At 63.9% G+C, this 25,415-nt stretch carries 23 protein-coding genes; 14 read left to right on the top strand and 9 right to left on the bottom strand.

The genetic code is table 11. From position 1 onward, the window contains the following. Positions 1 to 89 precede the first annotated feature (89 nt). From sucD to ACQKRQ_RS21135, 4 genes are all read left to right on the top strand, one after another. Positions 90 to 971, top strand: coding sequence for a succinate--CoA ligase subunit alpha (gene sucD, locus ACQKRQ_RS21150; RefSeq protein WP_085487621.1), 882 nt, complete (start codon positions 90 to 92; stop codon positions 969 to 971). A 145-nt stretch (positions 972 to 1,116) separates the two neighbouring features. Continuing rightward, positions 1,117 to 1,821, top strand: coding sequence for a TerC family protein (locus ACQKRQ_RS21145; protein WP_132373222.1), 705 nt, complete (start codon positions 1,117 to 1,119; stop codon positions 1,819 to 1,821). A 144-nt stretch (positions 1,822 to 1,965) separates the two neighbouring features. Beyond that, a complete protein-coding gene (locus tag ACQKRQ_RS21140) occupies positions 1,966 to 2,589 on the top strand; it encodes a pilin (RefSeq protein WP_427479167.1) in 624 nt (207 codons plus the stop codon). Positions 2,590 to 2,746: 157 nt separating this feature from the next. After that, complete coding sequence (locus ACQKRQ_RS21135; protein WP_427479165.1) at positions 2,747 to 4,531, top strand: PglL family O-oligosaccharyltransferase; 1,785 nt, start codon at positions 2,747 to 2,749, stop codon at positions 4,529 to 4,531. Between the two features lie 58 nt (positions 4,532 to 4,589). On the opposite strand, the gene moaC is transcribed toward ACQKRQ_RS21135, so the two are convergent. After that, complete coding sequence (gene moaC, locus ACQKRQ_RS21130; RefSeq protein ID WP_132373228.1) at positions 4,590 to 5,066, bottom strand: cyclic pyranopterin monophosphate synthase MoaC; 477 nt, start codon at positions 5,064 to 5,066, stop codon at positions 4,590 to 4,592. A 257-nt stretch (positions 5,067 to 5,323) separates the two neighbouring features. On the opposite strand from moaC, the gene ACQKRQ_RS21125 reads away from it, so the two are divergent. After that, positions 5,324 to 7,033 (top strand): M48 family metalloprotease, encoded by a 1,710-nt coding sequence (locus ACQKRQ_RS21125; RefSeq protein WP_427479163.1) that lies wholly within the window; start codon positions 5,324 to 5,326, stop codon positions 7,031 to 7,033. Between the two features lie 20 nt (positions 7,034 to 7,053). Here ACQKRQ_RS21125 and ACQKRQ_RS21120 read toward each other — a convergent pair whose 3' ends face one another. The 6 genes from ACQKRQ_RS21120 to ACQKRQ_RS21095 all read right to left on the bottom strand — a co-directional run bounded on the left by ACQKRQ_RS21120 (position 7,054) and on the right by ACQKRQ_RS21095 (position 11,959). Further along, complete coding sequence (locus ACQKRQ_RS21120) at positions 7,054 to 7,635, bottom strand: DUF2946 family protein (protein WP_427479161.1); 582 nt, start codon at positions 7,633 to 7,635, stop codon at positions 7,054 to 7,056. Next, positions 7,628 to 8,752: a YheT family hydrolase gene (locus tag ACQKRQ_RS21115; RefSeq protein WP_427479159.1), complete on the bottom strand. Its 1,125-nt coding sequence runs from the start codon at positions 8,750 to 8,752 to the stop codon at positions 7,628 to 7,630. The genes ACQKRQ_RS21120 and ACQKRQ_RS21115 overlap by 8 nt, the downstream gene beginning before the upstream one ends. A gap of 39 nt (positions 8,753 to 8,791) precedes the next feature. Further along, entirely contained in the window at positions 8,792 to 9,238 is a 447-nt protein-coding gene (locus ACQKRQ_RS21110) for a nuclear transport factor 2 family protein (protein ID WP_408181847.1), read from the bottom strand. Positions 9,239 to 9,407: 169 nt separating this feature from the next. Further along, complete coding sequence (gene waaF / locus ACQKRQ_RS21105) at positions 9,408 to 10,433, bottom strand: lipopolysaccharide heptosyltransferase II (protein ID WP_012434242.1); 1,026 nt, start codon at positions 10,431 to 10,433, stop codon at positions 9,408 to 9,410. 345 nt (positions 10,434 to 10,778) lie between these two features. Beyond that, entirely contained in the window at positions 10,779 to 10,973 is a 195-nt protein-coding gene (locus ACQKRQ_RS21100) for a zinc-finger domain-containing protein (RefSeq protein WP_042321180.1), read from the bottom strand. Between the two features lie 62 nt (positions 10,974 to 11,035). Continuing rightward, positions 11,036 to 11,959, bottom strand: coding sequence for a branched-chain amino acid transaminase (locus ACQKRQ_RS21095; protein ID WP_427479156.1), 924 nt, complete (start codon positions 11,957 to 11,959; stop codon positions 11,036 to 11,038). A gap of 307 nt (positions 11,960 to 12,266) precedes the next feature. On the opposite strand from ACQKRQ_RS21095, the gene ACQKRQ_RS21090 reads away from it, so the two are divergent. From ACQKRQ_RS21090 to ACQKRQ_RS21050, 9 genes are all read left to right on the top strand, one after another. Next, positions 12,267 to 13,013: an AzlC family ABC transporter permease gene (locus ACQKRQ_RS21090; protein ID WP_132373240.1), complete on the top strand. Its 747-nt coding sequence runs from the start codon at positions 12,267 to 12,269 to the stop codon at positions 13,011 to 13,013. Next, complete coding sequence (locus ACQKRQ_RS21085; protein WP_132373242.1) at positions 13,010 to 13,333, top strand: AzlD domain-containing protein; 324 nt, start codon at positions 13,010 to 13,012, stop codon at positions 13,331 to 13,333. The genes ACQKRQ_RS21090 and ACQKRQ_RS21085 overlap by 4 nt, the downstream gene beginning before the upstream one ends. A gap of 271 nt (positions 13,334 to 13,604) precedes the next feature. Next, positions 13,605 to 14,798: a phosphoglycerate kinase gene (locus tag ACQKRQ_RS21080; RefSeq protein WP_408181851.1), complete on the top strand. Its 1,194-nt coding sequence runs from the start codon at positions 13,605 to 13,607 to the stop codon at positions 14,796 to 14,798. Between the two features lie 469 nt (positions 14,799 to 15,267). After that, positions 15,268 to 16,704: a pyruvate kinase gene (gene pyk / locus ACQKRQ_RS21075; RefSeq protein ID WP_408181853.1), complete on the top strand. Its 1,437-nt coding sequence runs from the start codon at positions 15,268 to 15,270 to the stop codon at positions 16,702 to 16,704. A gap of 326 nt (positions 16,705 to 17,030) precedes the next feature. Continuing rightward, positions 17,031 to 18,095, top strand: coding sequence for a class II fructose-bisphosphate aldolase (gene fba / locus ACQKRQ_RS21070; protein WP_132373248.1), 1,065 nt, complete (start codon positions 17,031 to 17,033; stop codon positions 18,093 to 18,095). Positions 18,096 to 18,227: 132 nt separating this feature from the next. Further along, positions 18,228 to 19,118, top strand: a complete 891-nt coding sequence (locus ACQKRQ_RS21065; protein WP_012434235.1) for a phosphoribosylaminoimidazolesuccinocarboxamide synthase — start codon at positions 18,228 to 18,230, stop codon at positions 19,116 to 19,118. A 156-nt stretch (positions 19,119 to 19,274) separates the two neighbouring features. Continuing rightward, the gene (gene purE, locus ACQKRQ_RS21060) at positions 19,275 to 19,793 is read left to right on the top strand and encodes a 5-(carboxyamino)imidazole ribonucleotide mutase (protein WP_132373250.1); all 519 of its coding nucleotides are present in this window, start codon (positions 19,275 to 19,277) and stop codon (positions 19,791 to 19,793) included. Positions 19,794 to 19,906: 113 nt separating this feature from the next. Beyond that, positions 19,907 to 21,103, top strand: a complete 1,197-nt coding sequence (locus ACQKRQ_RS21055; protein WP_427479152.1) for a 5-(carboxyamino)imidazole ribonucleotide synthase — start codon at positions 19,907 to 19,909, stop codon at positions 21,101 to 21,103. A 10-nt stretch (positions 21,104 to 21,113) separates the two neighbouring features. After that, positions 21,114 to 22,154 carry an L-threonylcarbamoyladenylate synthase gene (locus tag ACQKRQ_RS21050; protein WP_427479150.1) on the top strand — a complete coding sequence of 347 codons (1,041 nt, stop codon included), beginning with the start codon at positions 21,114 to 21,116 and terminating at the stop codon, positions 22,152 to 22,154. 801 nt (positions 22,155 to 22,955) lie between these two features. Here the strand turns inward: ACQKRQ_RS21050 and ACQKRQ_RS21045 are convergent. Then, positions 22,956 to 24,206 (bottom strand): SGNH/GDSL hydrolase family protein, encoded by a 1,251-nt coding sequence (locus tag ACQKRQ_RS21045; RefSeq protein WP_408182307.1) that lies wholly within the window; start codon positions 24,204 to 24,206, stop codon positions 22,956 to 22,958. A gap of 164 nt (positions 24,207 to 24,370) precedes the next feature. Beyond that, positions 24,371 to 25,264, bottom strand: a complete 894-nt coding sequence (locus ACQKRQ_RS21040) for a sterol desaturase family protein (protein WP_427479148.1) — start codon at positions 25,262 to 25,264, stop codon at positions 24,371 to 24,373. Positions 25,265 to 25,415: the final 151 nt, after the last annotated feature.

Below are 25,415 nucleotides of genomic sequence, written 5' to 3'. Positions count from 1 at the left end.
TTACGAATGGCGGCGCGTGAGCGACGCGGGCGGAGAACATCCCGCCGCGCGGCGCAACAGCGCGACGCCAAACGAACAGAGGTCAATACATGTCGATTCTGATTAACAAAGACACCAAGGTCATCACGCAGGGCATCACCGGCAAGACCGGTCAGTTCCACACGCGTGCTTGCCGTGAATATGCAAACGGCCGTGAAGCGTACGTTGCAGGCGTGAACCCGAAGCGGGCCGGCGAAGATTTCGAAGGCATTCCTATCTACGCTAGCGTCGCTGAAGCCAAGGCTGAAACGGGCGCGACCGTGTCGGTGATTTACGTTCCGCCGGCAGGCGCTGCTGCTGCGATCTGGGAAGCGGTCGAAGCCGATCTGGACCTGGCGATCTGTATCACGGAAGGCATTCCTGTCCGTGACATGATCGAGCTCAAGGCTCGTATGCGTGCCGAAAACCGCAAGACGCTGCTGCTCGGACCGAACTGCCCGGGCACGATCACGCCGGACGAACTGAAGATCGGCATCATGCCGGGTCACATCCACCGCAAGGGCCGCATCGGCGTCGTGTCGCGTTCGGGCACGCTGACGTACGAAGCAGTCGGCCAATTGACGGCGATCGGCCTCGGCCAGTCGTCGGCAGTCGGTATCGGCGGCGACCCGATCAACGGTCTGAAGCACATCGACGTGATGAAGATGTTCAACGACGATCCGGAAACGGACGCCGTCATCATGATCGGCGAGATCGGTGGTCCGGACGAAGCGAACGCTGCTGAGTGGATCAAGGGCAACATGAAGAAGCCGGTGGTCGGCTTCATCGCTGGCGTCACGGCGCCTCCGGGCAAGCGTATGGGTCACGCCGGCGCGCTGATCTCGGGCGGTGCCGACACCGCTGAAGCGAAGCTGGAAATCATGGACGCTTGTGGCATCAAGGTCACGAAGAACCCGTCGGAAATGGCGCGTCTTCTGAAGGCAATGCTGTAAATCGAAATTCGCGCGCTGTCACGGCGCGTTTTTTGATACGCTTACGAAGCCCTTTCGTGAGCGCGCGGTTCAAAAAGCGGGGGAGTGTAGACTCCTCCGCTTTTTTTATTGGCCGCGCGTCGGATTTCTTCTTATTCTTTCAATCATGCTCGAGTTCTTCGCCACGCTCCATTGGGGCGCCGTCATTCAGATTATCGTCATCGACATTCTGCTGGGTGGCGACAATGCCGTCGTGATCGCGCTGGCCTGCCGCAATTTGCCGCCGTCCCAACGCACGAAGGGCGTGCTGTGGGGGACGGTGGGCGCCATCGTGCTGCGCGTGGCGTTGATTGCGTTCGCGGTCGCCCTGCTCGATGTGCCGTTGCTGAAATTCGCGGGCGGCCTGCTGCTGCTGTGGATCGGCGTGCGTCTGATGGCGCCAGCGCACGACCCGCATGAGAACATCAAGCCGGCCGACAAGCTGATGTCGGCGATCAAGACCATCATCGTCGCGGACGCGGTGATGAGCCTCGACAACGTGATCGCGATCGCGGGCGCGGCGGAGGCCGCCGATCCCGAGCACCGTCTCGCGCTGGTGATTTTCGGCCTCTTGGTGAGCATTCCGCTGATCGTGTGGGGCAGCCAGTTGGTTCTCAAGCTGCTCGACCGTTTTCCGATCGTCATTACGCTCGGCGCCGCGCTGCTGGGCTGGATCGCGGGCGGCCTGATCATCAACGACCCGGCCGGCGACCGTTGGCCGATCCTCGATTCGCCGTGGGCCGAATACGGCATGAGCATCGCGGGCGCGTTGTTCGTGGTGGTACTCGGTTACCTGCTCAAGCGCCGCAACGCCCATCGCGCGGCGGCTTAAGACAGGAGCCGCCGCCGGCTTGAATCGAACTGCGCTGCAGCGTTGGCCGTTCGGCTGACTGTCTGACGCGAACGCCGCTGGCTACGATTGAAACGCCTGTTCCCGATCCGTGGGGCAGGCGTTTTTCGTTTCAGGAGCCTGCCGATGATCGTCACTTTGCCTTATTCCCCTTACTCCCAATCCTCACTGTCCACGCGCTCAAAATTGTGCCGAGCGGGCTGGTCCGCGCGGCTTGCGCGCGCCTGCCGACGCCTTGGCTTCGGTTTCACGCTGATTGAACTGATGATCGTGCTGGCGATCGTCGGCGTGATCGCCGCGTATGCGATTCCCGCGTATCAGGACTATCTGGCTCGCAGCCGCGTCGGCGAAGGGCTGTCGCTGGCGGCGTCCGCGCGGCTGGCCGTGTCCGAAAACGCCGCGAGCGGCAACGCGTTCAGCGGTGGTTATGCGTCGCCGCCCGCCACCCGCAACGTCCAGTCCATTCGGGTCGACGACGACACCGGCCAGATCACTGTCGCCTTCTCGACGCGCGTCGCGCCCGCGGGCTCGAACACGCTCACGCTCGTGCCATCGGTGCCTGACAACGTGGATGCGCCGACTGCGCGCATCGCGTTGAGCAAGGGCGGGGTGCAGGCGGGCGCGCTTACGTGGGAATGTTTCGCGGGCGGCAAGGCGACGTCCTCGCTGCCGGCGCCAGGCGCCGGGCCGGCACCCGCCGACGCGCCCACTTTGCCGTCGAATCTCGCCCCACCGGAGTGCCGTTCATGAACGACTGCGACATCAGCGCGATGACCGCGAGAGTGGGGCGGCGTCGCATCCGTCCACACGTAAAAGGCTGATTTTCGGGATATTTCAGCCCGGCCGGCGCACAGCGGGAGAATTTTTTTGTATAGTGCGCCGGTTGCTGACGCCCACCGGTTCCTCGATGCCCACCCCTTTCGCGCGCTATCTGTCTTTCATTCTGTTGGCTCTCGCGTTGGTGCTGCCTTATGCAGTTGTCAACCATACGTATCCGATTCCGACCTTTTACGCTGAATTCACCGCGCTCGCGCTGTATCTGCTGACCGGCGCGGGCGTCGTGCTGCTGGTGGCGAGCGCCAAGCCGCGTGTGACGTTCGCGTCGCCGGTGGTCGCGCTGGTGCCGTTGCTGTTCGGGTTGCTGCTGGTGGCGCAGTCGGTGGTGTTGCCGGTGTCGCAGCCGTCGATGAACTGGCTCGGCGGCGGCTATCTGCTGGCCGCCTTCATGGCGACGCACGCCGGTTACGGCTTCACGCGCGCCAAGCTCAATGAGACCGCGTTGCGCTGGGCGGCCGGGGCGTTGATCGTCGGCGGGCTGTTTGCGGTGTTCTGCCAGATCATCCAGTTGTTTCACCTCGAAGTGCGCGTGTCGCCGCTCGTGGTCGCCTATAACGTGACCGTCGAGCGCCGGCCGTTTGGCAATATGGCGCAGGCCAATCACCTCGCCACCTATATCGCGTTTGCGATGGCGGGGGCGTTGTTCCTCGTGCAGACGCGGCGGATTGCCGTCAGCATCTGGTTCCTCGTGTCGACGATTTTCGCGGTCGGCCTCGCGCTGACCGTGTCGCGTGGTCCGTGGCTGCAGATGGGCGTGATCGTCGTGGCGGGTTTCTGGATGGCGTTCGCGCAGACCCGCAATCAGTTGCAGCTACGCCGCAGCAATCGCGAATGGATCGTTCCGATCGTGCTGGCCGTGCTGTTTTTCGTGATCAATGCGCTGATCCGCTGGGCCAACGTTCACTATCACCTGGAGCTCGGCCAGTCCGCCGCGGAACGCTTTCAGGATGCAGGCCAGATCGCGCCGCGCCTCGCGCTGTGGAAGTACGGCTGGACGATGTTCAAGACGCATCCGTTGCTGGGCGTCGGTTGGGGCGAATTTCCGAGCTATCAGTACGAGTTCGCGAAGACGCTCGGCGGCGTCGAGATTGCCAACAATTCGCACGACATCTTTATCGACCTGCTGGCGAAGACCGGCTTGATCGGCCTCGCGATTGTGCTGTTTGGCCTGATTACGTGGCTCATACGCGTAGTGCGCGCGCCGCAAAGCTCGGCGCGCGTGTTCGGCATTGCGTTGATCGGCGTGCTGGTCATGCACGCGCTAGTCGAATATCCGCAGCAGTACATGTTCTTCCTGTTGCCGGCGATGTTCGTGTTCGGCCTGCTGGAAACGCGGCCGCTGCGCCTCGTGCCGGCACGCCTGTCGTTCGGCGCGTTTGCCGTGGTGGTGTTCGGCGGTCTGGCCGCGCTGTATCCGGTCTATCGCGACTACGCGCGCGCCGAGGTGCTGTACTACGGCCAGCGTCCTGCCGAACAGTATCGTGCGGACCCGTCGTTCCTGTTCCAGGCGTGGGGCGAGTACGGTCTCGCGACGCTCTTGCCGATGAATTCGATGGATCTGCAACACAAGCTCGCCATGCACAAACAGGCGATGGCGCTGCTGCCGGGCGAAACCGTGTTGCGTCGGTATGCGGTGCTGCAGGCGTTGAGCGGCGATCAGGCGGCGGCACTCGATACGGTCGAACGCCTGAAAATCTTCGCCACGGAACTGAAGGACTGGCCGTCGCAACTGAGCTATCTGTACGAGCTTTGCGACGAGCAGAAAACGCTGACCGGTTTCAAGGCGGAACTGGTCAAGCGCTACGGCATACCGTCGGGCGACGTCAACGAGGACGACGACAGCGACGAGGAGTGAGCCGCCGCGTTTGCTTCAAAGCGTTAAAGGTGGAGCGGGGTGATGACGCAAACGGTCATCAATCCGCCACCCAGTCCCCCGACTTCCCGCCGTGCTTCTCCAGCACCTTCACATCGGTGATCGTCATGCCGCGATCCACCGCCTTGCACATGTCGTACACGGTCAGTAACCCGACCTGCACGGCGGTCAGCGCTTCCATCTCCACGCCCGTTCGTCCCAGCGTTTCGACCTGAACCGTGCAATGCACGCCCGGCAGCGTGTCATCGAGTTCGAAATCCACCTTGACGCGCGTCAGCGCGAGCGGATGACACAACGGAATCAGATCGGCGGTGCGCTTCGAACCTTGAATGGCGGCGATCCGCGCGATGCCGATCACGTCGCCTTTCTTGGCGTTGCCGTCGCGAATCAGCGCGAACGTCTCCGGCAGCATGCGAATCGAGCCGCGCGCAATCGCAATGCGCTTGGTCTCCTGCTTGCCGCCGACGTCCACCATATGCGCCTGGCCGGCGGCGTCGAAATGAGTGAGTTCAGGCATGGTTGGGCTCCTTCAAAGGGCGCCTATCATAGCAGTGCGGTAAAGCCGCACGGCGGCGGCAATGCGTTTGCGCGGGCCAAAACGTGGTCAGTCATCACCCGCCGTCGGCGTGGGCGGCGAGGCATCACCGGGGACGCCCGAATCGCAATGACGCGAATCACATGAATTCCCGCGACGACTGATTACAATTGCCCTATGCCCGCTATCTTAGTCCGAGCGGCGGGCGTCGCTTTCCGACTTCGTCATATCGACTCGCGATGCGTGCGAAACGGTTCCTTGCTGCGTTGTTGTCTGTCGCGCTGGCAGCGCCGCCGGGCGCGTTCGCGCAATCGCACGGCGTATCGAGCATGGCGCTCAACACGTTGCCCGCCGAACCACCGCTGGTCAGCGGCCCGGCCGATGCCTACGCCGATCCGCTCGTCCCGCCCGAGATCGCGCAAGGCGTGTTCGGCGTGTACGGCGGCGCGCAGAGCCGCTTCTCCGGCAATACCGGTGTGACCACCAATTGGCGTGCACCGATCGTCACGCAGCAATTGCCCGATCTGGGCAGCGGCGGCTCGGGCTCGCTCACGCCGCAGGCCGAGCGCAAACTCGGCGAACGCGTGATGCGCGAGTTGCGCCGCGACCCCGACTATCTCGACGACTGGCTGGTGCGCGACTATCTGAACTCGGTTGCCGCGAAACTTGCCGCGGCGGCGAGCGCGCTGTACATCGGCGGATATCGTCCGGACTTCGATCTATTTGCCGTGCGCGACCCGCAGATCAACGCCTTCTCGCTGCCTGGCGGTTTTATCGGCGTGAACACCGGCCTGATCGTGGCCACGCAGACCGAGTCCGAGTTGGCATCGGTGCTGGGTCACGAAATGGGACACGTCCTGCAACGGCACATCTCGCGCATGATCACGACCGGCGAACGCAGCACCTATGCGGCGCTCGCCGGCCTGTTGTTCGGCGTGCTTGCCGGCGTTCTCGCGCACAGCGGCGACCTGGGCAGCGCGATTGCGATCGGCGGCCAGGCGTACGCGGTCGACAACCAGTTGCGTTTCTCACGTTCCGCCGAGCACGAGGCCGACCGCGTCGGCTTTCTGCTGCTTGCCGGCGCCGGCTACGATCCTTACGCGATGACGACCTTCTTCGGCCGCCTCGATCGTGCCGCGATGAGCGACACGGGCATCCCGGCGTACGCGCGCACCCATCCGCTGACGGGCGAACGGATTGCCGATATGGAGGACCGTGCGCGCCGCGCGCCTTACCGGCAACCGCATCAATCGGCTGAATATGGTTTTGTGCGGGCGCGCGCGCGCCTGCTGCAGGATCGTTCGCGTAGCGAGTACGGCGACGAGATTTCGCGTTTGCGCTCAGAGATCGAGGACCGCACGGCGGTCAACGTCGCGGCGAACTGGTACGGCATCGCGTATGGGCAGATGCTGCTTGAGCGTTACGACGACGCGGCAGCGTCGCTGGCGTCGTCCCGCGCCGCGTTCGCGACGGGCGAGCAGGCCGAGGGCGGCACGGCGCGCAGTTCGCCGAGCCTCGACGTGTTGGCCGCCGACATCGCGCGGCGCGCCGGCCGTGACGACGAGGCCGCGCGTCTGGCCGAGTTGGCGCAGAAGCGCTGGCCGCAATCGAACGCCGCAATCGACATGCATATCCGCACCTTGCTGACCTTGCGCCGCTTTGCCAGTGCTCAGTCGCTTGCGCAAAAGGAGACTCGCGCCCAGCCCGATCAGCCGGCCTGGTGGCTGTATCTCGCCCAGGCTAGCGCGGGCACGGGCGATGCGTTGACACAGCATCGTGCGATGGCCGAGAAATTCGCGCTCGAGGGAGCGTGGCCTTCGGCGATCCGGCAATTGAAGGACGCGCGAGATCTGAAGACGATCGGCTACTACGACCTCGCGACCGTCGACGCGAGGCTGCATGAGATGGAGAGCCGCTATAAGGAGGAGCGGCTGGACGAGAAGAGTTAGCCCAGCGCGCAGGCTAGTGCTTAAGCGCCAGCGGCTGCGGGACTCGGCACAAACTTGAACCGCGCAGCAACATCGCCTCGCCGCACAGCCTGCAGCGGCAACACGAGCTGATTGTTCCAGCGAAACTCACCGCTCATGGCGTCGTCCGCCAGCGTTGCATGGTCGGAAAACACCTCGAGATCGTGGTCGTGCAAGACGGCGATTCTCGGCGGCGTCGCGCTATCGGTAAACAGAATCCCGCCTTCTTCATCGATCAATACGGCTGCGGGCTCGAACGCGCCGCCCGCTTGATCCTGCAAGGCGAGCGCGCCGCCAGCATCGGCATTGGCCGACAACCTCACCACCCACGGCGTATAGCCCAACTCGACATACACGCGCTGCGGGCCGTTCTGAAAAAACCACTGGCCGCGCTCGTCGGCGTCGTAATTCCGGTTGATGAACCCGAGCAACGCTTCGTGGCGGATCGGCACACCGGGCGAACCGCTCGCCTGCGCAGCCTCGTCGCGCATGCGCCAGTTGCCGCGCCTGTCCAGCATCAGCCACCCTGTGCAACTCGGTACATTCGGCCACTTGGCCAAAGCCTGCTTGACGATGTCATCCATGATCGACGTGTCGCTCCAGATAGCCGAACACGCGCCGCGAAAGCCAGTCGATGCGGCCCGGAAACGGCCCGGTCATAAAGCCGGCGTGGCCGCCGTGCTTGGGTTGGTCGAGTTCCACGGCCGCCGACACTTCATGCCGCGACGGCAACGCCTCAGCCGGCAGGAACGGATCGTTGCGCGCGTTCAGCACCAGCGTCGGCACCTGAATGTGCGGCAGCAGCGGACGCGTGGTGGCCGTGCTCCAGTAGTCGTCGGTATCGCGAAAGCCGTGCAGCGGCGCTGTGACCACGTTGTCGAACTCGTACATGGTGCGGCTCGCCAGCATCGCGTCACGGTCGAACAGGCCGGGAAACTGCACCAGCTTCTGTTCGGCCTTCTGCTTGAGCGTCTTCAGGAAACTGCGCGTGTAGATGAGGCCGAAGCCCTGCGACAACGCGCGGCCGCCGGCATGCACGTCGATGGGCGTCGAAATCGCCGCGGCGGCCGAGATCACCGACGCCGCGTCCTCGCGGCGTTCACCCAGCCAGCGCAGCAGCACATTGCCGCCGAGCGACACGCCGGCCGCCACGATCGGCCCGCGATGCGCGGCGCGCAAACGTCGCAGCACCCAGTCGACTTCGTTGCTATCGGCGAGATGGTAGAAGCGCGGCAGCCGGTTCAACGGTCCGCTGCAACTACGAAAGTGCGGCACGACGCCGTGCCAGCCGTACTCGCGCGCGGCCGCCATCAACGAGGCGGCATAGTGCGAGCCCGAGCTGCCTTCGAGGCCGTGAAACAGCACGAAGAGCGGGGCGGTGTCGGCGGGAACGTGAGGCGAAGCGCCGGGCGTGAGCGCGGATCCGGGCTGGCCGTCATGCTGCACCCAGTCGAGATCGATGAAATCGCCATCGGGCGTGTCCCAGCGCTCGCGTCGAAACGAGACCGCGGGGCGGCGCGCGAACAGCGATGGGACGATGGTCTGCGCATGCCGGTTCGGCAGCCAGAGCGGCGCACGGTAGAGCAACTCGACGGTGGCCTCGACAGTCGCCTCGACGGCGGCCGCGGCGCGTGCCGCGCCCGAAGGAGCGGATTGATCGTGCGTCGTGCCCAAAAGGGACTTCCTGCGGGGCGTGCTCATGCCTGCTTCAAAACAAATAAGTGAAACGCGCGGCGCGCGTCAGTGCAGCGACCCCTGGCCGTGCCGCATCTTCGTGGCGAACTGGCTGGCGGCCTCGTTAGGCATCGGACTCGCGTGAATGTGCGCGATGCGCCATTCGCCGCGTTCGTGGACCATCACATAAGTCGTGAACACCATGGCGGGCGTGGCCTTCGGGTCAGCCGGCCGGTGCGCTTCGGCGATCGCGTAGACCACGGTGCCGAGGCTGTCGTAGACGCGGATATCGAGCGGTTCGATGAAAACCGGCGCGGTTTCGAGCTGGATCTGCAAGCCGGCGCGAATACTGTCGAGGCCGTGCAGGTGGGAGCCGTCGGCGCAGATACAGCTCACGAACTCTTCATCGATCCACAGACCCATCAAGCTGTCGATATTGACCTCGGCGACGGCCTGGTAATAGGCGTTCAGGGTATCGGCGGCGGCTTCGAAGATATGGGCAAAACGTGGCATGGCTCGTCAGTCTCTTGTGCGCGGCGCGCGGTTGCGGGACAGCGGTCAGCGGGACAGTCCGGGGCACCGGACAATCGCACCCGAGCGCCAGAATGCCCGCGCCGCAAGGCGCGAACATGACGCGACGCGCTCAGGGGCGTGCGGTGTTGCGTGCAAGTGTCAGCGGCTGTTAGCGTTGCGCGAGCAACATGCCGCGCAAATCGCCGAATACCTGCTCGGCGCTCAACTGCTTCAGGCAGTTCAGATGACCAAGCGGACACTCGCGCTCAAAACAGGGGCTGCATTCGAGATGAAGCCATTGTACCTTCGCAAGCTCGGACAAGGGCGGCGTGTGGCGCGGATCGGTCGAACCGTACACGGCCACGAGCGGCCGGCGCAGCGCGGCGGCCACGTGCATCAGACCGGAATCGTTGGTCACGACCGCGTTGGCGCGCGAGATCAGCGCGCACGCCTCGCCCAGCGCGGTCTGGCCGCACAGGTTGCGCACGTTCGGCGCTCGCTCGGCGATGGCCTGCGCGAGCGGTGCGTCTTTCGGCGAACCGAGCGCGACGATCTGCGTGTACGGGAACGACTGGCCGACCATTTGCGCGAGCGACGCGAAGTGCTCGGGCGGCCAGCGCTTGGCCGGGCCGTATTCGGCGCCGGGACAGAACACCAGCAGCGGCACGCGCGTGTCGAGATTGAAGCGCGCGGAGACGCGCGACGCTTCGTTCAGGTCCGCGTCGAGGCGCGGCATCGGCAGGTCGTCGGGCAACTTGGCGCCGGGCGCGTAGGCGAGGGCGGCGTATTGGCCAACCATCGGCGGGCGCTCGTCCTTGCGCGGATTCGCGTGACGCACGTTCAACAGACCGTAGCGGCTTTCGCCGGTATAGCCGATGCGCAGCGGAATGCCCGCCATCCACGGAATCAGCGCTGACTTGAGCGAGTTCGGCAACACGTAGGCGGCGTCGTAGCCCACGTCGCGCAAGTCGCTCGCCAACTGCCAGCGGCGCAGCATCTGCAGCTTGCCGTGCGCCAGATCCGTGGCGTAGACGTCGCGGATTTCCGGCATGCGTTCGAGCACGGGCGCGACCCACGAGGGCGCGACCGCGTCGATGACGATGCGCGGATGCAATTTCACGAGGCGCGCAAACAGCGGCTGCGCCATCAATGCGTCACCGATCCAGTTCGGTGCGATAACCAACGCGCGACGCATCAGAGTGAGTGTCCGGTGTCGAAACGAAACCCCGCGCAAGCCTTGCGCGTGGCATTCGGATAAGTAAAAGGGGAAAAGCCGCACGCCGCGTGAAGCGCTTCTGGGATGGCCGGAGACGCCGCGGCGGCGGCCCTGCTGTGACGTGCCTGCTTTCGGATCGGGCAGCGAGTTCGCGTTGGTGTGATCACCGTTTGCTGCGTCACCGCCGCTGGTCCGTCGCACGACAAACCAGACCGCGCAACATGCAATCGATCACGAAGCGAACCCCGCAACGCAACTCGCGGCGAAGCGGGCAGCCGACCCGGTAAGCGTCGCCACAAGCAATCCGTGCTCAATGCGCCGTGTTCAATGACCTCTGACCACTTCGCCGTCGCGCAGCTTGTAACGCGTGCTGCAGTACGGGCACTTGGCTTCGCCATGCGTGACGTCGATGAAGACGCGCGGATGCGCGCTCCAGCGCGGCATGGCCGGATTCGGGCAGTACGCAGGCAGGTCTTTTGCCGACAGTTCGACCAGCGGCATTTCCTTGATTTCGCTCATGAGACGTTCTCGTTGTATGCAGGGTGCGTGCGGCGCGCCGGTGAAGCCCGGCGCAGCGCGCGTTAGATCTTGGTCAGCCAGTGGGCGTACTTGTCGCTCTTGCCGTTCACGATGTCGAAGAAGCCTGTTTGCAGCTTCTCGGTGATCGGGCCGCGTGCGCCCGAGCCGATCGTGCGGTTGTCGAGTTCGCGGATCGGCGTGACTTCGGCGGCGGTGCCGGTGAAGAACGCTTCGTCGCAGGTATAGACCTCGTCGCGCGTGATGCGCTTTTCGATCACCTGGATGCCCGCGTCGCGCGCCAGCGTAATGACTGTGTCGCGCGTGATGCCGTCGAGGCACGACGACAGGTCCGGCGTGTACAGCTTGCCATTGTTCACGAGGAAGAAGTTCTCGCCCGAGCCTTCCGACACGTAGCCGTCCACGTCGAGCAGCAGCGCTTCGTCGTAGCCGTCGGCAATGGCTTCCTGGTTGGCGAGGATCGAGTTCACGTACCAGCCCGACGCCTTGGCGCGGACCATCGACACGTTCACGTGATGGCGCGTGAACGACGAAGTCTTCACGCGGATGCCCTTGGCGATGCCGTCTTCACCAAGGTAAGCGCCCCACGGCCAGGCCGCGATCGCCACGTGGATGGTGTTGCCCTTGGCCGACACGCCGAGCTTTTCCGAGCCGACCCAGATGATCGGGCGCAGGTAGCAGGACTCGAGCTTGTTTTCGCGAACCACTTCGCATTGCGCGGCGGCGAGCGTTTCGTGGTCGAACGGCACGTCCATCTGAAAGATCTTGGCCGAGTTCAGCAGACGCTTGGTGTGTTCCTGCAGCCGGAAAATCGCGGTGCCGCCGTCCGCCGCCTTGTAGGCGCGTACGCCCTCGAAGACGCCCATGCCGTAATGCAGCGTGTGGGTAAGCACGTGGATCTTGGCATCGCGCCAGTCGATGAGCTTGCCATCCATCCAGATCTTGCCGTCGCGGTCGGCCATTGACATACGATTCTCCAACTGGTGCGTTATGAGTGCCCCACACCTGGCGCTTCGCGTCAGGCCCCGACGGGGCAGGAAAACCTGGGACGGCCCGGTGTTTTCCAGTGAGGTGTGCCCCAAGGGGACTTCCTTCGGGGCGTAGCGAGGACGTCATTTTAGCGTCTTTTGCACACGAAACGGGCATTTGGCCGTATTCCGGACGCTATAATCCGGCACACGCATAATTCAAATCCGAATGCGCCAGCGGGTGCTTGACGACCTGGCGCTGACTTCCCATCGTTGCTGCGCCCTTGCGCGCCCGCGTTTCGCCCCCATGCTCGCTCGCCTGTCAGATATCGATCGCCGTGCCTTCCGCGAAGGCGCGCGCGACTATTCGCCCACGCTGATGGCGATTTTCTCCTGGGGCCTCGTCACCGGCATTGCCATGAGCAAATCGGTGCTCACGTTGCCGCAGGCGCTCACCATGTCGCTGCTGTGCTACGCCGGTTCGTCGCAACTGGCGGTGCTGCCGCTGCTCGCCGCCAAGCTGCCGGTCTGGACCGTGCTGCTCACGGCCGCGATGGTCAATACGCGTTTCGTGATCTTCAGCGTTGGTCTCGCGCCGCATTTCTCCTATCTGTCGATGTGGCGGCGCATCGTGCTCGGCTATTTCAACGGCGACGTGATCTACCTGCTGTTCCAGAAGAAGAGCTTCCCGACCGGCTATGTGCCGGGCAAGGAAGCGTATTTCTGGGGCATGGCGATATGCAGCTGGCTGTCGTGGCAGGTGTCGTCGATCGCCGGCATTTTGCTCGCGAGCCTGATTCCCGATAACTGGGGCCTCGCGCTGGCGGGCACGCTGGCGTTGCTGCCCATCATGGTGTCGGCGATCGCGACGCGCTCCACGCTGGTCGCGGTCAGCGTCGCCGGCGTGGTGTCGCTGCTCGCATTCGACCTGCCGTACCGGCTCGCGCTGCCGCTCGCGGTGATCGCGGCGATCGTCGCCGGCAGTGCCGCCGACCTGATGGTCGAGCGCGCCGACTTGCGCCGCATCCGTAACAGCGCCGGAGATTCCCGATGACATCCACCCAGATCTGGCTGGCCATTTTCGGCATGACTTTCGTCACCGCCCTGACACGCGCGATGTTTCTAATCGGCGGCGAGCGCACCGTTTTGCCGGCGCGGGTTCAGCGCATGCTCCGCTATGCGCCGGCCGCGGCGCTCGCCGCCGTGGTCCTGCCGGACGTGCTGGCAACGCCCGACGGCCTGTCCTTCGCGCCGTCGAACCATGAGTTCTACGCCACGCTGTCAGGTCTTGCGTGGTTTTTGTGGCGGCGCACCATGCTCGGCACGATTGTTGTCGGAATGGTTGTGTTCACGTTGTTGCGTCTCTTCATGTGATTGAAGAAGCGGGAAATGTTGCGTCGCGGCATCGGCGCCGCAACGGCCAAATACGGGACATTCGCCCGGTCGCGGGTCAGAAGGCTGTGTGGATCAGTTAAAATGGTTGTTTCCGGGATGAGCGCGCCGCTGCAAGGCGCGCGGGCCGCGGCTCTGCCGCCGGCACCCGATTCAGTGGAGCCGCTGCCGTGCCTGAGCGCTGGAGTTCACCGCGCTTGAGTGCCGCGCGTCGTCCGCCACCGCCTTCTCATCAACTCGCACACACACGCCCATGAACAAGGTATTGCGTCTCTCCGATCTGATCGCCGAAGGCAAGCTATCCGGCAAACGCGTGTTCATCCGCGCCGATCTGAACGTGCCGCAGGACGATCAAGGCAACATCACCGAAGACACCCGTATCCGCGCCTCCGTGCCGGCCATCAAGGCTGCGCTCGACGCAGGCGCCGCCGTGATGGTCACGTCGCACCTGGGCCGTCCGACCGAGGGCGACTTCAAGCCGGAAGATTCGCTGGCGCCGGTTGCGAAGCGTCTGGCCGAACTGCTCGGCCGTGACGTGCCGCTGGTGGCGAACTGGGTCGAAAACGGCGTGAACGTCGCGCCGGGCTCGGTCGTGCTGCTGGAAAACTGCCGCGTCAACAAGGGCGAGAAGAAGGATTCCGACGAGCTCGCGCAGAAAATGGCGAAGCTGTGCGACATCTACGTGAACGACGCGTTCGGCACCGCGCACCGCGCTGAAGCGACCACGCATGGCATCGCCAAATACGCGCCCATCGCGTGCGCCGGCCCGTTGCTGGCCGCCGAGCTCGAAGCGCTCGGCAAGGCGCTGGGCGCGCCGAAGCGTCCGCTGGTGGCGATCGTCGCCGGCTCGAAGGTGTCGACCAAACTGACCATTCTGAAGTCGCTCGCCGACAAGGTCGATCAACTGATCGTGGGCGGCGGCATCGCCAACACGTTCATGCTGGCCGCCGGCCTGAAGATCGGCAAGTCGCTCGCCGAAGCCGATCTGCTGAACGAAGCCAAAGCCATCATCGACGCCGCGAAAGCGCGCGGCGCCTCTGTGCCGATCCCGACCGACGTGGTTACGGCCAAGGAGTTTTCGCCGACCGCCAAGGCCGAGGTCAAGGCCGTCGCCGACGTTCAAGACGACGACATGATTCTCGACATCGGACCGGAAACGGCCAAGGTGCTCGCCGCGCAACTGGAAAAGGCCGGCACGATCGTGTGGAACGGCCCGGTCGGCGTGTTCGAATTCGACCAGTTCGGCAACGGCACGAAGACGCTCGCGGACGCCATCGCCAAGTCGTCGGCGTTCTCGATTGCCGGCGGCGGCGATACGCTTGCGGCGATCGCCAAGTACGGCATTCACGACAAGGTCAGCTATATCTCGACGGGCGGCGGCGCCTTCCTCGAGTTCCTCGAAGGCAAGAAGCTGCCGGCCGTCGAAGTTCTGGAATCGCGGGCTTAACGTGGCGACGCGCTCCCCAACGGCAAAGTCTGCAAAAGCGCGCGGCGGCAAGCCACGCAACACCGCAGCAGCAACGGCAGGGGAGCGCGCGGCGCGCTCCGCAGCCACTCCGGCAGCGGCCGAATCTGCGGTTGATGCCGCGGTCGGTTCAGTTAGCCAGCAGCAAGAAGAATCCGGGTCGCCCCTCGCGCTCGCGGAATTGACCACTGCCAGTGAGGCGGCGGAATTGTCCAGCGCAGATGCTGTGCAGACCGCCTCGCCATCGGCAGAACTCCCCGACGAAGAACTCCCCGACGAAGAACTCGCCCCTCAACCGGCGCCCCCCGTGCTGGTATCGAACACCGCTTCACACTATAAAGCGACGCTGGTTTCAACCGGCGCGCAGCCCCCGGCAGCATCCTTCGGTGCGCAGCCTCCGCATCCGACTCGCAGCGCTCTTTCCAGCGATCTCACCCAGACGAGGAGACTCATGCATCGCGCCACCAAGATTGTCGCCACCATCGGCCCGGCTTCCAATACGCCGGAAATCCTGCTGCAAATGATTCAGGCGGGGCTGGACGTGGTGCGGCTCAATTTCTCGCACGGCACCGCCGACGACCACCGCCAGCGCGCCGATTTCGTGCGCGAGGCGGCCCGCCAGGCCGGCCGCGAAGTCGCCATCATGGCGGACCTGCAAGGCCCGAAAATCCGGGTCGGCAAATTTGAAAACGGCAAGATCATGCTCGTCGCCGGCGAGCCGTTCATCCTCGACGCCGACTGCGAACTCGGCAACGAGCAGCGCGCCGGTCTCGACTACAAAGACCTGCCGCGCGACCTGAAACCGGGCGACGTGCTGTTGCTTAACGACGGCCTGATCGTGCTGAACGTCTCGCGCGTGATCGGCAATGAGATCCACACGGTCGTCAAGATCGGCGGCGAGCTGTCGAACAACAAGGGTATCAACCGCCAGGGCGGCGGCTTGTCCGCGCCGGCGCTGACCGCCAAGGACATGGAAGACATTCGCACCGCCATGTCGCTCGGCGTCGATTATGTCGCGGTGTCGTTCCCGAAGAACGCCACCGACATGGAAATGGCCCGCCAGTTGGCGAACATCGCCGGCGCGCCGTTCGGCATCAAGCCGAAGATGATCGCCAAAATCGAGCGCGCGGAAGCCATTCCGGCGCTGCAAGGCATCCTCGACGCATCGGACGGCATCATGGTCGCGCGCGGCGACTTGGCCGTGGAAGTGGGGAATGCCGCAGTCCCCGCGCTGCAAAAGCGGATGATCCGTATGGCGCGCGAATCGAACAAGTTCGTGATCACCGCCACGCAGATGATGGAGTCGATGATCCACGCGCCGGTGCCGACCCGCGCCGAAGTGTCGGACGTCGCCAACGCCGTGCTGGACGGCACGGACGCGGTGATGCTGTCGGCGGAATCGGCGGCGGGCAAGTATCCGGTGCAGACCATCGAGACCATGGCGGCGATCTGTATCGAAGCCGAGAAGTCGGAGCAGTCCGAGCTGGACAAGGATTTCCTGGACCGCACATTCACGCGGATCGACCAGTCGATCGCGATGGGTGCGCTGTTCACGGCGTTTCATCTTGGCGCGAAGGCGATCGTGGCGTTGACCGAATCCGGCTCGACCGCGCTGTGGATGTCGCGCCATTGGACCCACGTGCCGATTTTCGCGCTCACGCCGCGGGTCGGCAGCGAGCGGGCCATGGCGCTGTACCGCAACGTGACTTCGCTGCATCTGGACACCAACACCGACCGCGACACCGCGTTGCAGCAGGCGTTGGAGACCGTGGTCAGCAAGGGCTACGCGTCGCGCGGCGACATGGTGGTGTTGACCGTCGGCGAGCCGATGGGTCAGGCCGGCGGCACGAATACGCTGAAGATCGTGCGGGTCGGCGAACCGTATTGACCATGCAGCAACCATTCTGCGTGTGATCGGAGCGCGCTGCGTGGGACCGGACTCAGTGCTGAAGCACTCACTCCGGATCGACAAAGCGCTGAAGCGCTAGCTCCGATCGACACAGCAGACTGCTCGATCGGCACGGGTTGATTGGGTGAAGCAAGCTGCCATGCTCCGCGAGAGGCGGCGCACAGGCTCAAATCGCGCGTTGCAGCGGCAAGGACCGCGCCGCGCTTTAGAGAATGTGTGAACGGGTATGCAGCTTGCTTCGCGATAAAATCGCCCAAAAAGATGCCGACGGCACAAGAATTCGTTTCAATCTATGGAGTTACAGCATGCCTCTCGTATCAATGCGTCAACTGCTGGACCACGCCGCTGAAAACGGCTACGGCCTTCCGGCATTCAACGTGAACAATCTGGAGCAAGTGCAGGCAATCATGGCGGCGGCCGACAAGGTCAACGCCCCGGTTATCATGCAGGCGTCGGCCGGCGCGCGTAAGTACGCGGGCGAAGCGTTTCTGCGCCACCTGATCGAAGCCGCGGTCGAGTCGTATCCGCATATTCCGGTCGTGATGCACCAGGACCACGGGCAGTCGCCGGCGGTCTGCATGGCGGCAATCCGCAGCGGTTTCACCAGCGTGATGATGGACGGTTCGCTCGAAGCCGACGGCAAGACGGTCGCTTCGTACGAGTACAACGTGGACGTGTCGCGCAAGGTCGTGGAAGCGGCGCACTCGATCGGCATCACGGTGGAAGCGGAACTGGGCGTGCTCGGTTCGCTGGAAACCATGAAGGGCGACAAGGAAGACGGTCACGGCGCGGAAGGTACGATGACGCGCGAGCAACTGTTGACCGATCCGGAGCAGGCTGCCGACTTCGTGAAGCTGACCCAGTGCGACGCGCTGGCCATCGCGATCGGTACGTCGCACGGCGCCTACAAGTTCAGCAAGAAGCCCACGGGCGACATTCTGTCGATCCAGCGCATCAAGGAAATCCACCAGCGCATTCCGAACACCCACCTGGTGATGCACGGTTCGTCGTCGGTGCCGCAGGAACTGCTGGCTGAAATCCGCGAATTCGGCGGCGACATGAAGGAAACTTACGGCGTGCCGGTCGAGGAAATCCAGGAAGGCATCAAGAACGGCGTGCGCAAGGTCAATATCGACACCGACCTGCGGCTGGCCATCACCGGTGCGATCCGCCGCTACATGGCGACCAACCCGGGCAAGTTCGATCCGCGCGATTACCTGAAGCCGGCGCGCGAAGCGGCGATGAAGATCTGTGTCGAGCGCTACATGCAATTCGGCTGCGAAGGCCAGGCCGGCAAGATCAAGCCGGTCACGCTTGATAAAATCGCGGAGAAGTACAAATCGGGCGAGCTCGCGCAAGTCGTCCGCTAAGCTATCAACATGCACTGCACCTGGCCGTTTGGCCAGGTTGTCGTTCGATCGCCGTTCCCGCATCATCCGGGGAACGGCGTTTCCCTTTTGTTCCGGTCACACTTTTTGCCTCACTTTTAGCGAACCACGACGATGTCTACCCTCTACGAATCCACGCTCCGCTCGCTGCCGCTGCTCGGCCGCGGTAAAGTCCGCGACAACTATGCGGTGGGCAACGACCAGTTGCTGATCGTCACGACCGACCGTCTGTCGGCGTTCGACGTCATCATGGGCGAGCCGATTCCGAATAAGGGACGCGTGCTCAACGAAATGGCGAACTTCTGGTTCGAGAAACTCAAGCACGTGGTGCCGAACCACCTCACGGGCGTCGCGCCCGAATCCGTGGTGGCGGCGGACGAAGTCGAGCAGGTCAAGGGCCGCGCGGTCGTCGTGAAGCGCCTCGAGCCGATTCTCGTCGAAGCCGTGGTGCGCGGCTATCTGGCCGGCAGCGGCTGGAAAGACTACCAGGCAACCGGTTCGGTGTGCGGCGTGGAATTGCCGCCGGGTCTGCAGAACGCGCAGAAGCTGCCCGAGCCGATCTTCACGCCGGCAGCCAAGGCCGAAATGGGCCATCACGACGAAAACATCACCTACAACGAGATGGAGCGCCGCATCGGCACCGAACTGTCGGCGACGATCCGCGACATCTCGATCAAGCTGTACAAGGAAGCCGCTGATTACGCAGCCACGCGCGGCATCATCATCGCGGATACGAAGTTCGAATTCGGTCTGGACAACCACGGCAAGCTGTATCTGATGGACGAGGCGCTGACCGCGGATTCGTCGCGCTTCTGGCCGGCCGATCAGTATCAGGTCGGCACCAATCCGCCGTCGTTCGACAAGCAGTTCGTGCGCGACTGGCTCGAAACCCAGCCGTGGAAAAAGGAGCCGCCGGCGCCGAAGTTGCCGGACGACGTGGTCACGAAGACGGGCGAGAAGTACCAGGAAGCGCTCGAACGCCTAACCGGACATAAGCTCGCCTGATTACGCGCACCGGTTGGATCTGCTCCGCGTGAGAAAGCGCGGGGCCGCCCGCAAATTTTCCGCCGCGCAGTAAGTCCCCTTTGCGGGTCACCCGTTCGGGGCCGGGCGCGAAGCGACAGGTTCTGGGGCGCTCTCAAGAAACAAGGAAGCCGTAAGATGAGTGAAGCACAAACCGCCCATACGCATGGCGCGCCGGTTATCGGTGTGCTGATGGGCTCAAGTTCCGACTGGGAAGTCATGAAGAACGCCGTGGCCATTCTGCAGGAGTTCGGCGTGCCCTACGAAGCGAAGGTCGTGTCCGCGCACCGCATGCCCGACGAAATGTTCGCCTATGCTGAAAGCGCGCGTGAGCGTGGCATTCGCGCGATCATCGCCGGCGCGGGCGGCGCGGCGCATCTGCCGGGCATGCTGGCCGCCAAGACCACGGTGCCGGTGCTCGGTGTGCCGGTGGCGAGCAAGTACCTGAAGGGCGTCGATTCGTTGCATTCGATCGTGCAGATGCCCAAGGGCGTGCCGGTCGCCACGTTTGCGATCGGCGAAGCAGGCGCGGCGAACGCGGCGCTGTTCGCGGTGTCGTTGTTGAGCGGCACGAGCGACGAGTATGCGGAGAAACTGGCTGCGTTCCGCGTGCGCCAGAACGAAGCGGCCCACGCCATGGTGTTGCCGGCGCTGTAAGCGCACAGACTGATTGCTTGAAGACGTCCCCCTGTCCGACCCCCGGCCGGGTGCCTGCCATCGCATTGCACGCACGCATTGCACACAGCACCCGGCCGCGACCGACCACTAAGATGAACCCAGACAACACACCGGTTTCACCGATTCTGCCCGGCGCATGGCTTGGCATGGTCGGTGGCGGCCAGCTCGGCCGCATGTTCTGTTTCGCCGCTCAGGCCATGGGCTACCGCGTCGCCGTGCTCGATCCGGACGGAAACAGTCCGGCGGGCGCCGTTGCCGACCGCCATTTGCGCGCGGCCTACGACGACGAAACGTCGCTGACCGAACTCGCGCGGCTGTGCGCGGCGGTGTCGACCGAATTCGAGAACGTGCCGGCCGCCAGCCTCGACTTCCTCGCGCGGACTACCTTCGTGAGTCCGGCTGGACGCTGCGTCGCCGTGGCCCAGGACCGCATTGCCGAGAAACGCTTCATTGCGTCATCGGGCGTGACGGTTGCGCCGCACGTGGTGATCGAATCGTCGGATGCGCTGGCCGCGCTCGACGACACGAAGCTCGAAGCCGTGCTGCCGGGCATTCTCAAGACTGCCCGCATGGGCTACGACGGCAAAGGCCAGATTCGCGTGCGCAACGCGGAGGAAGTACGCGAGGCGCATGCGTCGCTCGGCGGCGTGCCGTGCGTGCTGGAAAAGCGTTTGCCATTGAAGTTCGAAGTGTCCGCGCTGATCGCGCGGGCGGCGAGCGGCGCGTCGGTGGTCTATCCGCTCGCGCAGAACACGCATCGCGACGGCGTGCTGTCGCACACCATCGTCCCGGCACCCGACGCAAGTCCCACGCTGGTCCAGCAAGCGCAACAGGCTGCGTTGCAAATCGCCGACAAGCTCGGTTATGTGGGCGTGCTGTGCGTCGAGTTCTTCATTCTCGAAGATGGTTCGCTGGTGGCCAATGAAATGGCGCCGCGCCCGCACAATTCCGGCCACTACACGGTCGACGCCTGCGCGACCAGCCAGTTCGAACAACAGGTGCGCGCCATGACCGGCATGCCGCTCGGCGACACGCGCCAGCATTCGCCGGCCGTCATGCTGAACATTCTCGGCGACGTGTGGTTCCCGGACGGCCCGAAGCGCGCGGCCGTCACGCCGCCGTGGCACGAAGTCGCCGCTATGCCGGCAGCGCGTCTGCATCTGTATGGCAAGGAAGAGGCGCGCTGCGGCCGCAAGATGGGTCACGTGAACTTCACGGCGGCCACGCTCGAAGAAGCCCGCACGGCCGGACGCGATTGCGCGCGGCTGCTGCACATCCTCACGAGCTGACACGAGCGCCATGCCGGATCAACAGAAAGCCGCCGAGGGCGCATTGCCTGTGAGCGCCGCGCAGATCGAACACGCGGCGGCACTGCTCGACGCGGGAGGCCTGGTCGCGTTTCCTACGGAGACCGTGTACGGCCTTGGCGGCGACGCCGAGAGTCCCGACGCGGTTGCGCGCATTTACGCGGCGAAGGGCAGGCCGGCGAATCATCCGGTGATCGTGCATCTCGCGCCGCAAGGCGATCCGAACTACTGGGTCGAACATTTGCCCGCGGAGGCGCAGCGGCTGATCGACGCGTTCTGGCCAGGGCCGCTCACGCTGATCCTCAAGCGCGCCGCGCGCATTCCCGCGGCGGTTAGCGGCGGGCAGGATTCAGTGGGGCTGCGCTGCCCGTCGCATCCTGTCGCGCAAGCATTGCTCGAGGCGTTCAGCGCATTGCGCAACGGGCATGGCGGCGTGGCGGCGCCGTCGGCGAATCGGTTCGGACATGTGAGCCCGACGACGGCGCAACATGTGCGCGACGAGTTCGGCGACGCGATTCATGTGCTGGACGGCGGCGCGTCGGACGTCGGTATCGAATCGACCATTCTGGATTTGTCGCGCGGCTTTCCGGCGCTGTTGAGGCCGGGGCGTGTGACCCCGCAAGATATCGCCGACGTGCTTGGCGAGGCGCCGCGCCTGCCGGACGGCTCGGATGCGACCGCGCCACGGGCTTCCGGCACGCTCAAGGCGCACTACGCGCCGCGCACGCCGTTGGCGCTATTGCCGTTCGTCGCGCTGGAGCCTTTGCTTGCCGCGCGGCAAGAGGATGAGCGCGTGGCGTTGGTGGCGCGCGTGTCGCGTGCCGGGCATTGGGCAGATGCTGAAGGCGTGCATTTCATTGCCGCGCCTGAAGATCCGCATGTCTATGCGCGTGAACTGTATGGCTTGTTGAGGGCTCTCGATCGCGCGAATGTCACGCGGATCCTGATTGAGAAGCTGCCGGATACGATTGAGTGGATTGCTGTTAATGATCGGTTAGGGCGCGCTGCGGCTGCTTTTGAGGCGCAAGGGTGATGGGTTGGGGTTTTTGCTCGTCGGGCGCTTATGTCTGGTTGCTTGCGGTGTTGGCCTTTCCTTGATTTGTTATTGGTCTATTAGCGTTGCCCCTGTGCGGGGCGGCACTTACTTTCTTTGCTTGCCGCAAAGAAAGTAAGCAAAGAAAGCGGCCCAAACCGCTAATTCTTAAGCGGGTCTCTCGCGCAGTCGCGGTAGTGGTGCATCTGGAATCCGTGTTCTCGCATATTCACCGTGACTGACAATGCGCTCATCAGCTCCCACTCCGCACTACGTGCGTCGCGGATGGGTATGCATGGGAAAACAAGGCTTCGCTTTGCGTCGCGGGACGAACGGCTTCGGTTCGCCGAGTCGGTAGTGCGCTCATAGGCAAATCCCAACTCTGCGCGAATCCGTGTGTCGAAGTCGCGACGGCCGCAATGACAGTCCCTGCCGCCGGGCAATACGCGAGAGCAAAAACCAGCAGACGGTTTATGAAGTGCCCATCGGCGCGCGCAGCGCCGCCGGAAGAATGACTGCCTTGTCACTTGGGCGGAAAGTGCGACACGACGGATTCCAGATGTGCCACTACCATGACTGTGCGAGGGATCCGCTTATGAGCTGGCGGTGTGAAGCCGCTTTCTTTGCTTACTTTCTTTGCGGCAAGCAAAGAAAGTAAGTGCCGCCCCGCACAGGGGCGACGCTAATAGACCAATAACAAATCAAGGAAAGGCCAAAATCCCAAATCAAGAAAAGGCCAAAATCCCAGATCAAGAAAAGGCCACGCCGCAAACCCCCACCCGCAGCGCGGCCCTCCTCAATTTACTTCCCCAACCCAGTCGCAGCGATCTGCTGCTGCACATACTGCGCGAACAACGCGTGCAGATGCGTGCTCGGATGAACCGTATCCGCAAACATATAAGTCTGGTCGGCACCAGCCACCGTATAAGTCTGCGGCGAGCAGAACAGCGACGAGCCGAACTGCGCGCCATACTGAGCCGGCGTCAGCCCATTCGTCGCGCTCGGATTAGCTGTAGCGTACGCGGTTGCGTTGTTCTGCATCGACGTCAGGTTACAAGCCGTGCCGGTGTTGGATACCGTGAAGCCCAGCGCCTGGTAGTTCGGCAACTGCTGATCAATCCACGTGAACGCATCGGCCACGATGACCTTGCCCGTACCCACCAGACCGAGTGCCGTCAGGTTCTGGACCAGCAGGTAGTTATACGCCGCGGTAATCCCCGACAGCAGTGCAGCCGTGCCAGGCGTGCTCACGTTGGCTGCAACGCCGAGCGGCGTATTGCCGATGTCCGGCACCGTCGACACCACCACGTGAGTCGCGCCCGAGTTGACGATTTTCTGGACTTGCGCGGCGAGCTGGGTGGCGGCCTGCGCGATCTGCGGATTGGCCAACTGCTGCAGGTAGCCGACGATAAACGCCACCTGGCCTGCCTGCGAGTTCGGCAGTTTGCCGGCCTGCACGAGCAGTGGATATTGCGTCTGTAGCGCGGCGCCGAGCGCCGTCAGATTGGCGGTGGTCCCCGCGAACTGGAAGATGTCGTTCGCACCGCCGTTGATCAGCACGAGCTGGTTAGCGTTGAAGCTCGTATGCGCGCCCAGGTAGTTGGCCACCTGCGTCACCACCGGGACGGTCGTCGCGGCCATGTTATTGGGCGCCCAACCTTGGCCTTGAGCATTGACCACGTCCGAGCCGCCTTGCGCATAGCCCAAGCCACCCGTTGCGACCAGCGGCTTGCCGAAGCCGCCGAGGTACGCTGCGGTCAACGTGTCGCCATAGTACTCAGCGACCTTCTGGGTCCACACTTCACCCGGATTCGTCGTGAAGCGGCCGCCGCCGAAGCTCCCCTGAATCACCGGCGCGTACGTGCCGACATCCGACAAGCTGTCGCCGAACGACACGACCTGCAATTTGACGCCGCCCGCAGGCGTGCTGCTCGCATTGTTGTTGTTGTCGCTACCCCCGCCGCAAGCCGCGAGCAGGGCGAACGCCGTGCTGGCCATGGCGATCTGCGTCACGCGCAGCCAATGTTGTTTCCTCGATCCTGTTTGCTTCATGTTGACTACATCTCCTCGTATGTGTGGCCCTTATGCCATGTGTTGCAGGCAGCGCCCACCGCTTGAGCGGCGTGACGACAGCTTACAGAATCTTCTACGGCCTGCGTGGTGTTTGAAACGCGGCCGTATGGTCTTGCTTCACGCGAGTTGCCTCGCCTGAATTTTCACTTGAATCCACGCGCGATACCGATGAAACCGGCGGCGCGCCGCGCGTGATAATCCGCAGCCCATGCGGGCGGCGCGAACAATGCGCGCAGCTTGTTGCGCCAGCCGCGCACGCTCGCGAAGTCAACGGCCATCGACGCCCATTCGTGAAACGTCGCCTTCAGCGGGTTGTAAGTGTGAAGCGGCTCGACGATGCCGTAGACCGGCGCATCGCGCGGATCTTCGTCGACGTAGCTGCCGAACAGGCGATCCCAGATCACCAGCACGCCGGCATAGTTGCGGTCGATATAGCGGTCGTTGCGCGCGTGATGCACGCGATGGATCGACGGTGTGTTGAACACGTATTCGAGCCAGCCGAGTTTGCCGATGGCTTGCGTATGCACGAAAAACTGAAAGCCGAGATTGATCAGCACGATCGCGACGATCTGCGTCGGCGGAAAACCGAGCACGGCAAGCGGCGTCCAGAAGAGCCACATGCCCGCGATCGGATACATCAGGCTCTGGCGGAACGCGGTCGAAAAATTCATGCGCTCCGACGAGTGATGCACGACATGCGCGGCCCACAGCCAGCGCACGCGATGACTGCAACGATGGAACACGTAGTAGAGCAGATCCTGAGCGACAAACAGCACGACGAACGAGACCCAGCTCGCCTGCCATGTGTAGACGCGATAGTGATCGTAGAAAAACGCGTAGACGGGGATGATGGCAAGCCACGCGAGCTTGTCGGCGGCTTGCTGCATCAGTGCGAGCGCGGCGTTGCAGAGCGTGTCGCGCCAGCTATAGAGTTGCGCGCCCGGCTGCGTGCGCCGCAGGTGCCACGCCTCCCAGCCGATGCATGCGAGAAAGACTGGCGCCATGGCGAGCAGCAGCAATTCGGCATCGAATTGCATTGTGTCTTCCTCCGTGGTCCCTGGCCGCCGCGCTGTGCGCAGCGGGTGTTGTCGTTATTGTTCGAGCGGGACCGTAACCGATGCACGGCCCCGGCGCCACGTCCAGCGTTTTACGCGCGCCTCAAACACTGCCCGACAGCGTACACGCTTA

This window comes from Paraburkholderia sp. NPDC080076, assembly GCF_050281145.1.
Taxonomy (GTDB): domain Bacteria; phylum Pseudomonadota; class Gammaproteobacteria; order Burkholderiales; family Burkholderiaceae; genus Paraburkholderia.
This window is presented reverse-complemented; position numbering and strand designations above follow the sequence as displayed.

Coding starts and splice junctions, on each gene's coding strand:
- waaF (WP_012434242.1), bottom strand. CDS start 10,433: ATGCGTCGCGCGTTGGTTATCGCACCGAACTGGATCGGTGACGCATTG.
- ACQKRQ_RS21110 (WP_408181847.1), bottom strand. CDS start 9,238: ATGCCACGTTTTGCCCATATCTTCGAAGCCGCCGCCGATACCCTGAAC.
- ACQKRQ_RS21135 (WP_427479165.1), top strand. CDS start 2,747: ATGCCCACCCCTTTCGCGCGCTATCTGTCTTTCATTCTGTTGGCTCTC.
- moaC (WP_132373228.1), bottom strand. CDS start 5,066: ATGCCTGAACTCACTCATTTCGACGCCGCCGGCCAGGCGCATATGGTG.
- ACQKRQ_RS21080 (WP_408181851.1), top strand. CDS start 13,605: ATGAACAAGGTATTGCGTCTCTCCGATCTGATCGCCGAAGGCAAGCTA.
- ACQKRQ_RS21120 (WP_427479161.1), bottom strand. CDS start 7,635: ATGGATGACATCGTCAAGCAGGCTTTGGCCAAGTGGCCGAATGTACCG.
- ACQKRQ_RS21090 (WP_132373240.1), top strand. CDS start 12,267: ATGCTCGCTCGCCTGTCAGATATCGATCGCCGTGCCTTCCGCGAAGGC.
- ACQKRQ_RS21040 (WP_427479148.1), bottom strand. CDS start 25,264: ATGCAATTCGATGCCGAATTGCTGCTGCTCGCCATGGCGCCAGTCTTT.
- ACQKRQ_RS21055 (WP_427479152.1), top strand. CDS start 19,907: ATGAACCCAGACAACACACCGGTTTCACCGATTCTGCCCGGCGCATGG.
- ACQKRQ_RS21145 (WP_132373222.1), top strand. CDS start 1,117: ATGCTCGAGTTCTTCGCCACGCTCCATTGGGGCGCCGTCATTCAGATT.
- purE (WP_132373250.1), top strand. CDS start 19,275: ATGAGTGAAGCACAAACCGCCCATACGCATGGCGCGCCGGTTATCGGT.
- pyk (WP_408181853.1), top strand. CDS start 15,268: ATGCATCGCGCCACCAAGATTGTCGCCACCATCGGCCCGGCTTCCAAT.
- ACQKRQ_RS21140 (WP_427479167.1), top strand. CDS start 1,966: ATGATCGTCACTTTGCCTTATTCCCCTTACTCCCAATCCTCACTGTCC.
- ACQKRQ_RS21050 (WP_427479150.1), top strand. CDS start 21,114: ATGCCGGATCAACAGAAAGCCGCCGAGGGCGCATTGCCTGTGAGCGCC.
- sucD (WP_085487621.1), top strand. CDS start 90: ATGTCGATTCTGATTAACAAAGACACCAAGGTCATCACGCAGGGCATC.
- ACQKRQ_RS21045 (WP_408182307.1), bottom strand. CDS start 24,206: ATGAAGCAAACAGGATCGAGGAAACAACATTGGCTGCGCGTGACGCAG.
- ACQKRQ_RS21100 (WP_042321180.1), bottom strand. CDS start 10,973: ATGAGCGAAATCAAGGAAATGCCGCTGGTCGAACTGTCGGCAAAAGAC.
- ACQKRQ_RS21065 (WP_012434235.1), top strand. CDS start 18,228: ATGTCTACCCTCTACGAATCCACGCTCCGCTCGCTGCCGCTGCTCGGC.
- ACQKRQ_RS21115 (WP_427479159.1), bottom strand. CDS start 8,752: ATGAGCACGCCCCGCAGGAAGTCCCTTTTGGGCACGACGCACGATCAA.
- ACQKRQ_RS21085 (WP_132373242.1), top strand. CDS start 13,010: ATGACATCCACCCAGATCTGGCTGGCCATTTTCGGCATGACTTTCGTC.
- ACQKRQ_RS21095 (WP_427479156.1), bottom strand. CDS start 11,959: ATGTCAATGGCCGACCGCGACGGCAAGATCTGGATGGATGGCAAGCTC.
- ACQKRQ_RS21125 (WP_427479163.1), top strand. CDS start 5,324: ATGCGTGCGAAACGGTTCCTTGCTGCGTTGTTGTCTGTCGCGCTGGCA.
- fba (WP_132373248.1), top strand. CDS start 17,031: ATGCCTCTCGTATCAATGCGTCAACTGCTGGACCACGCCGCTGAAAAC.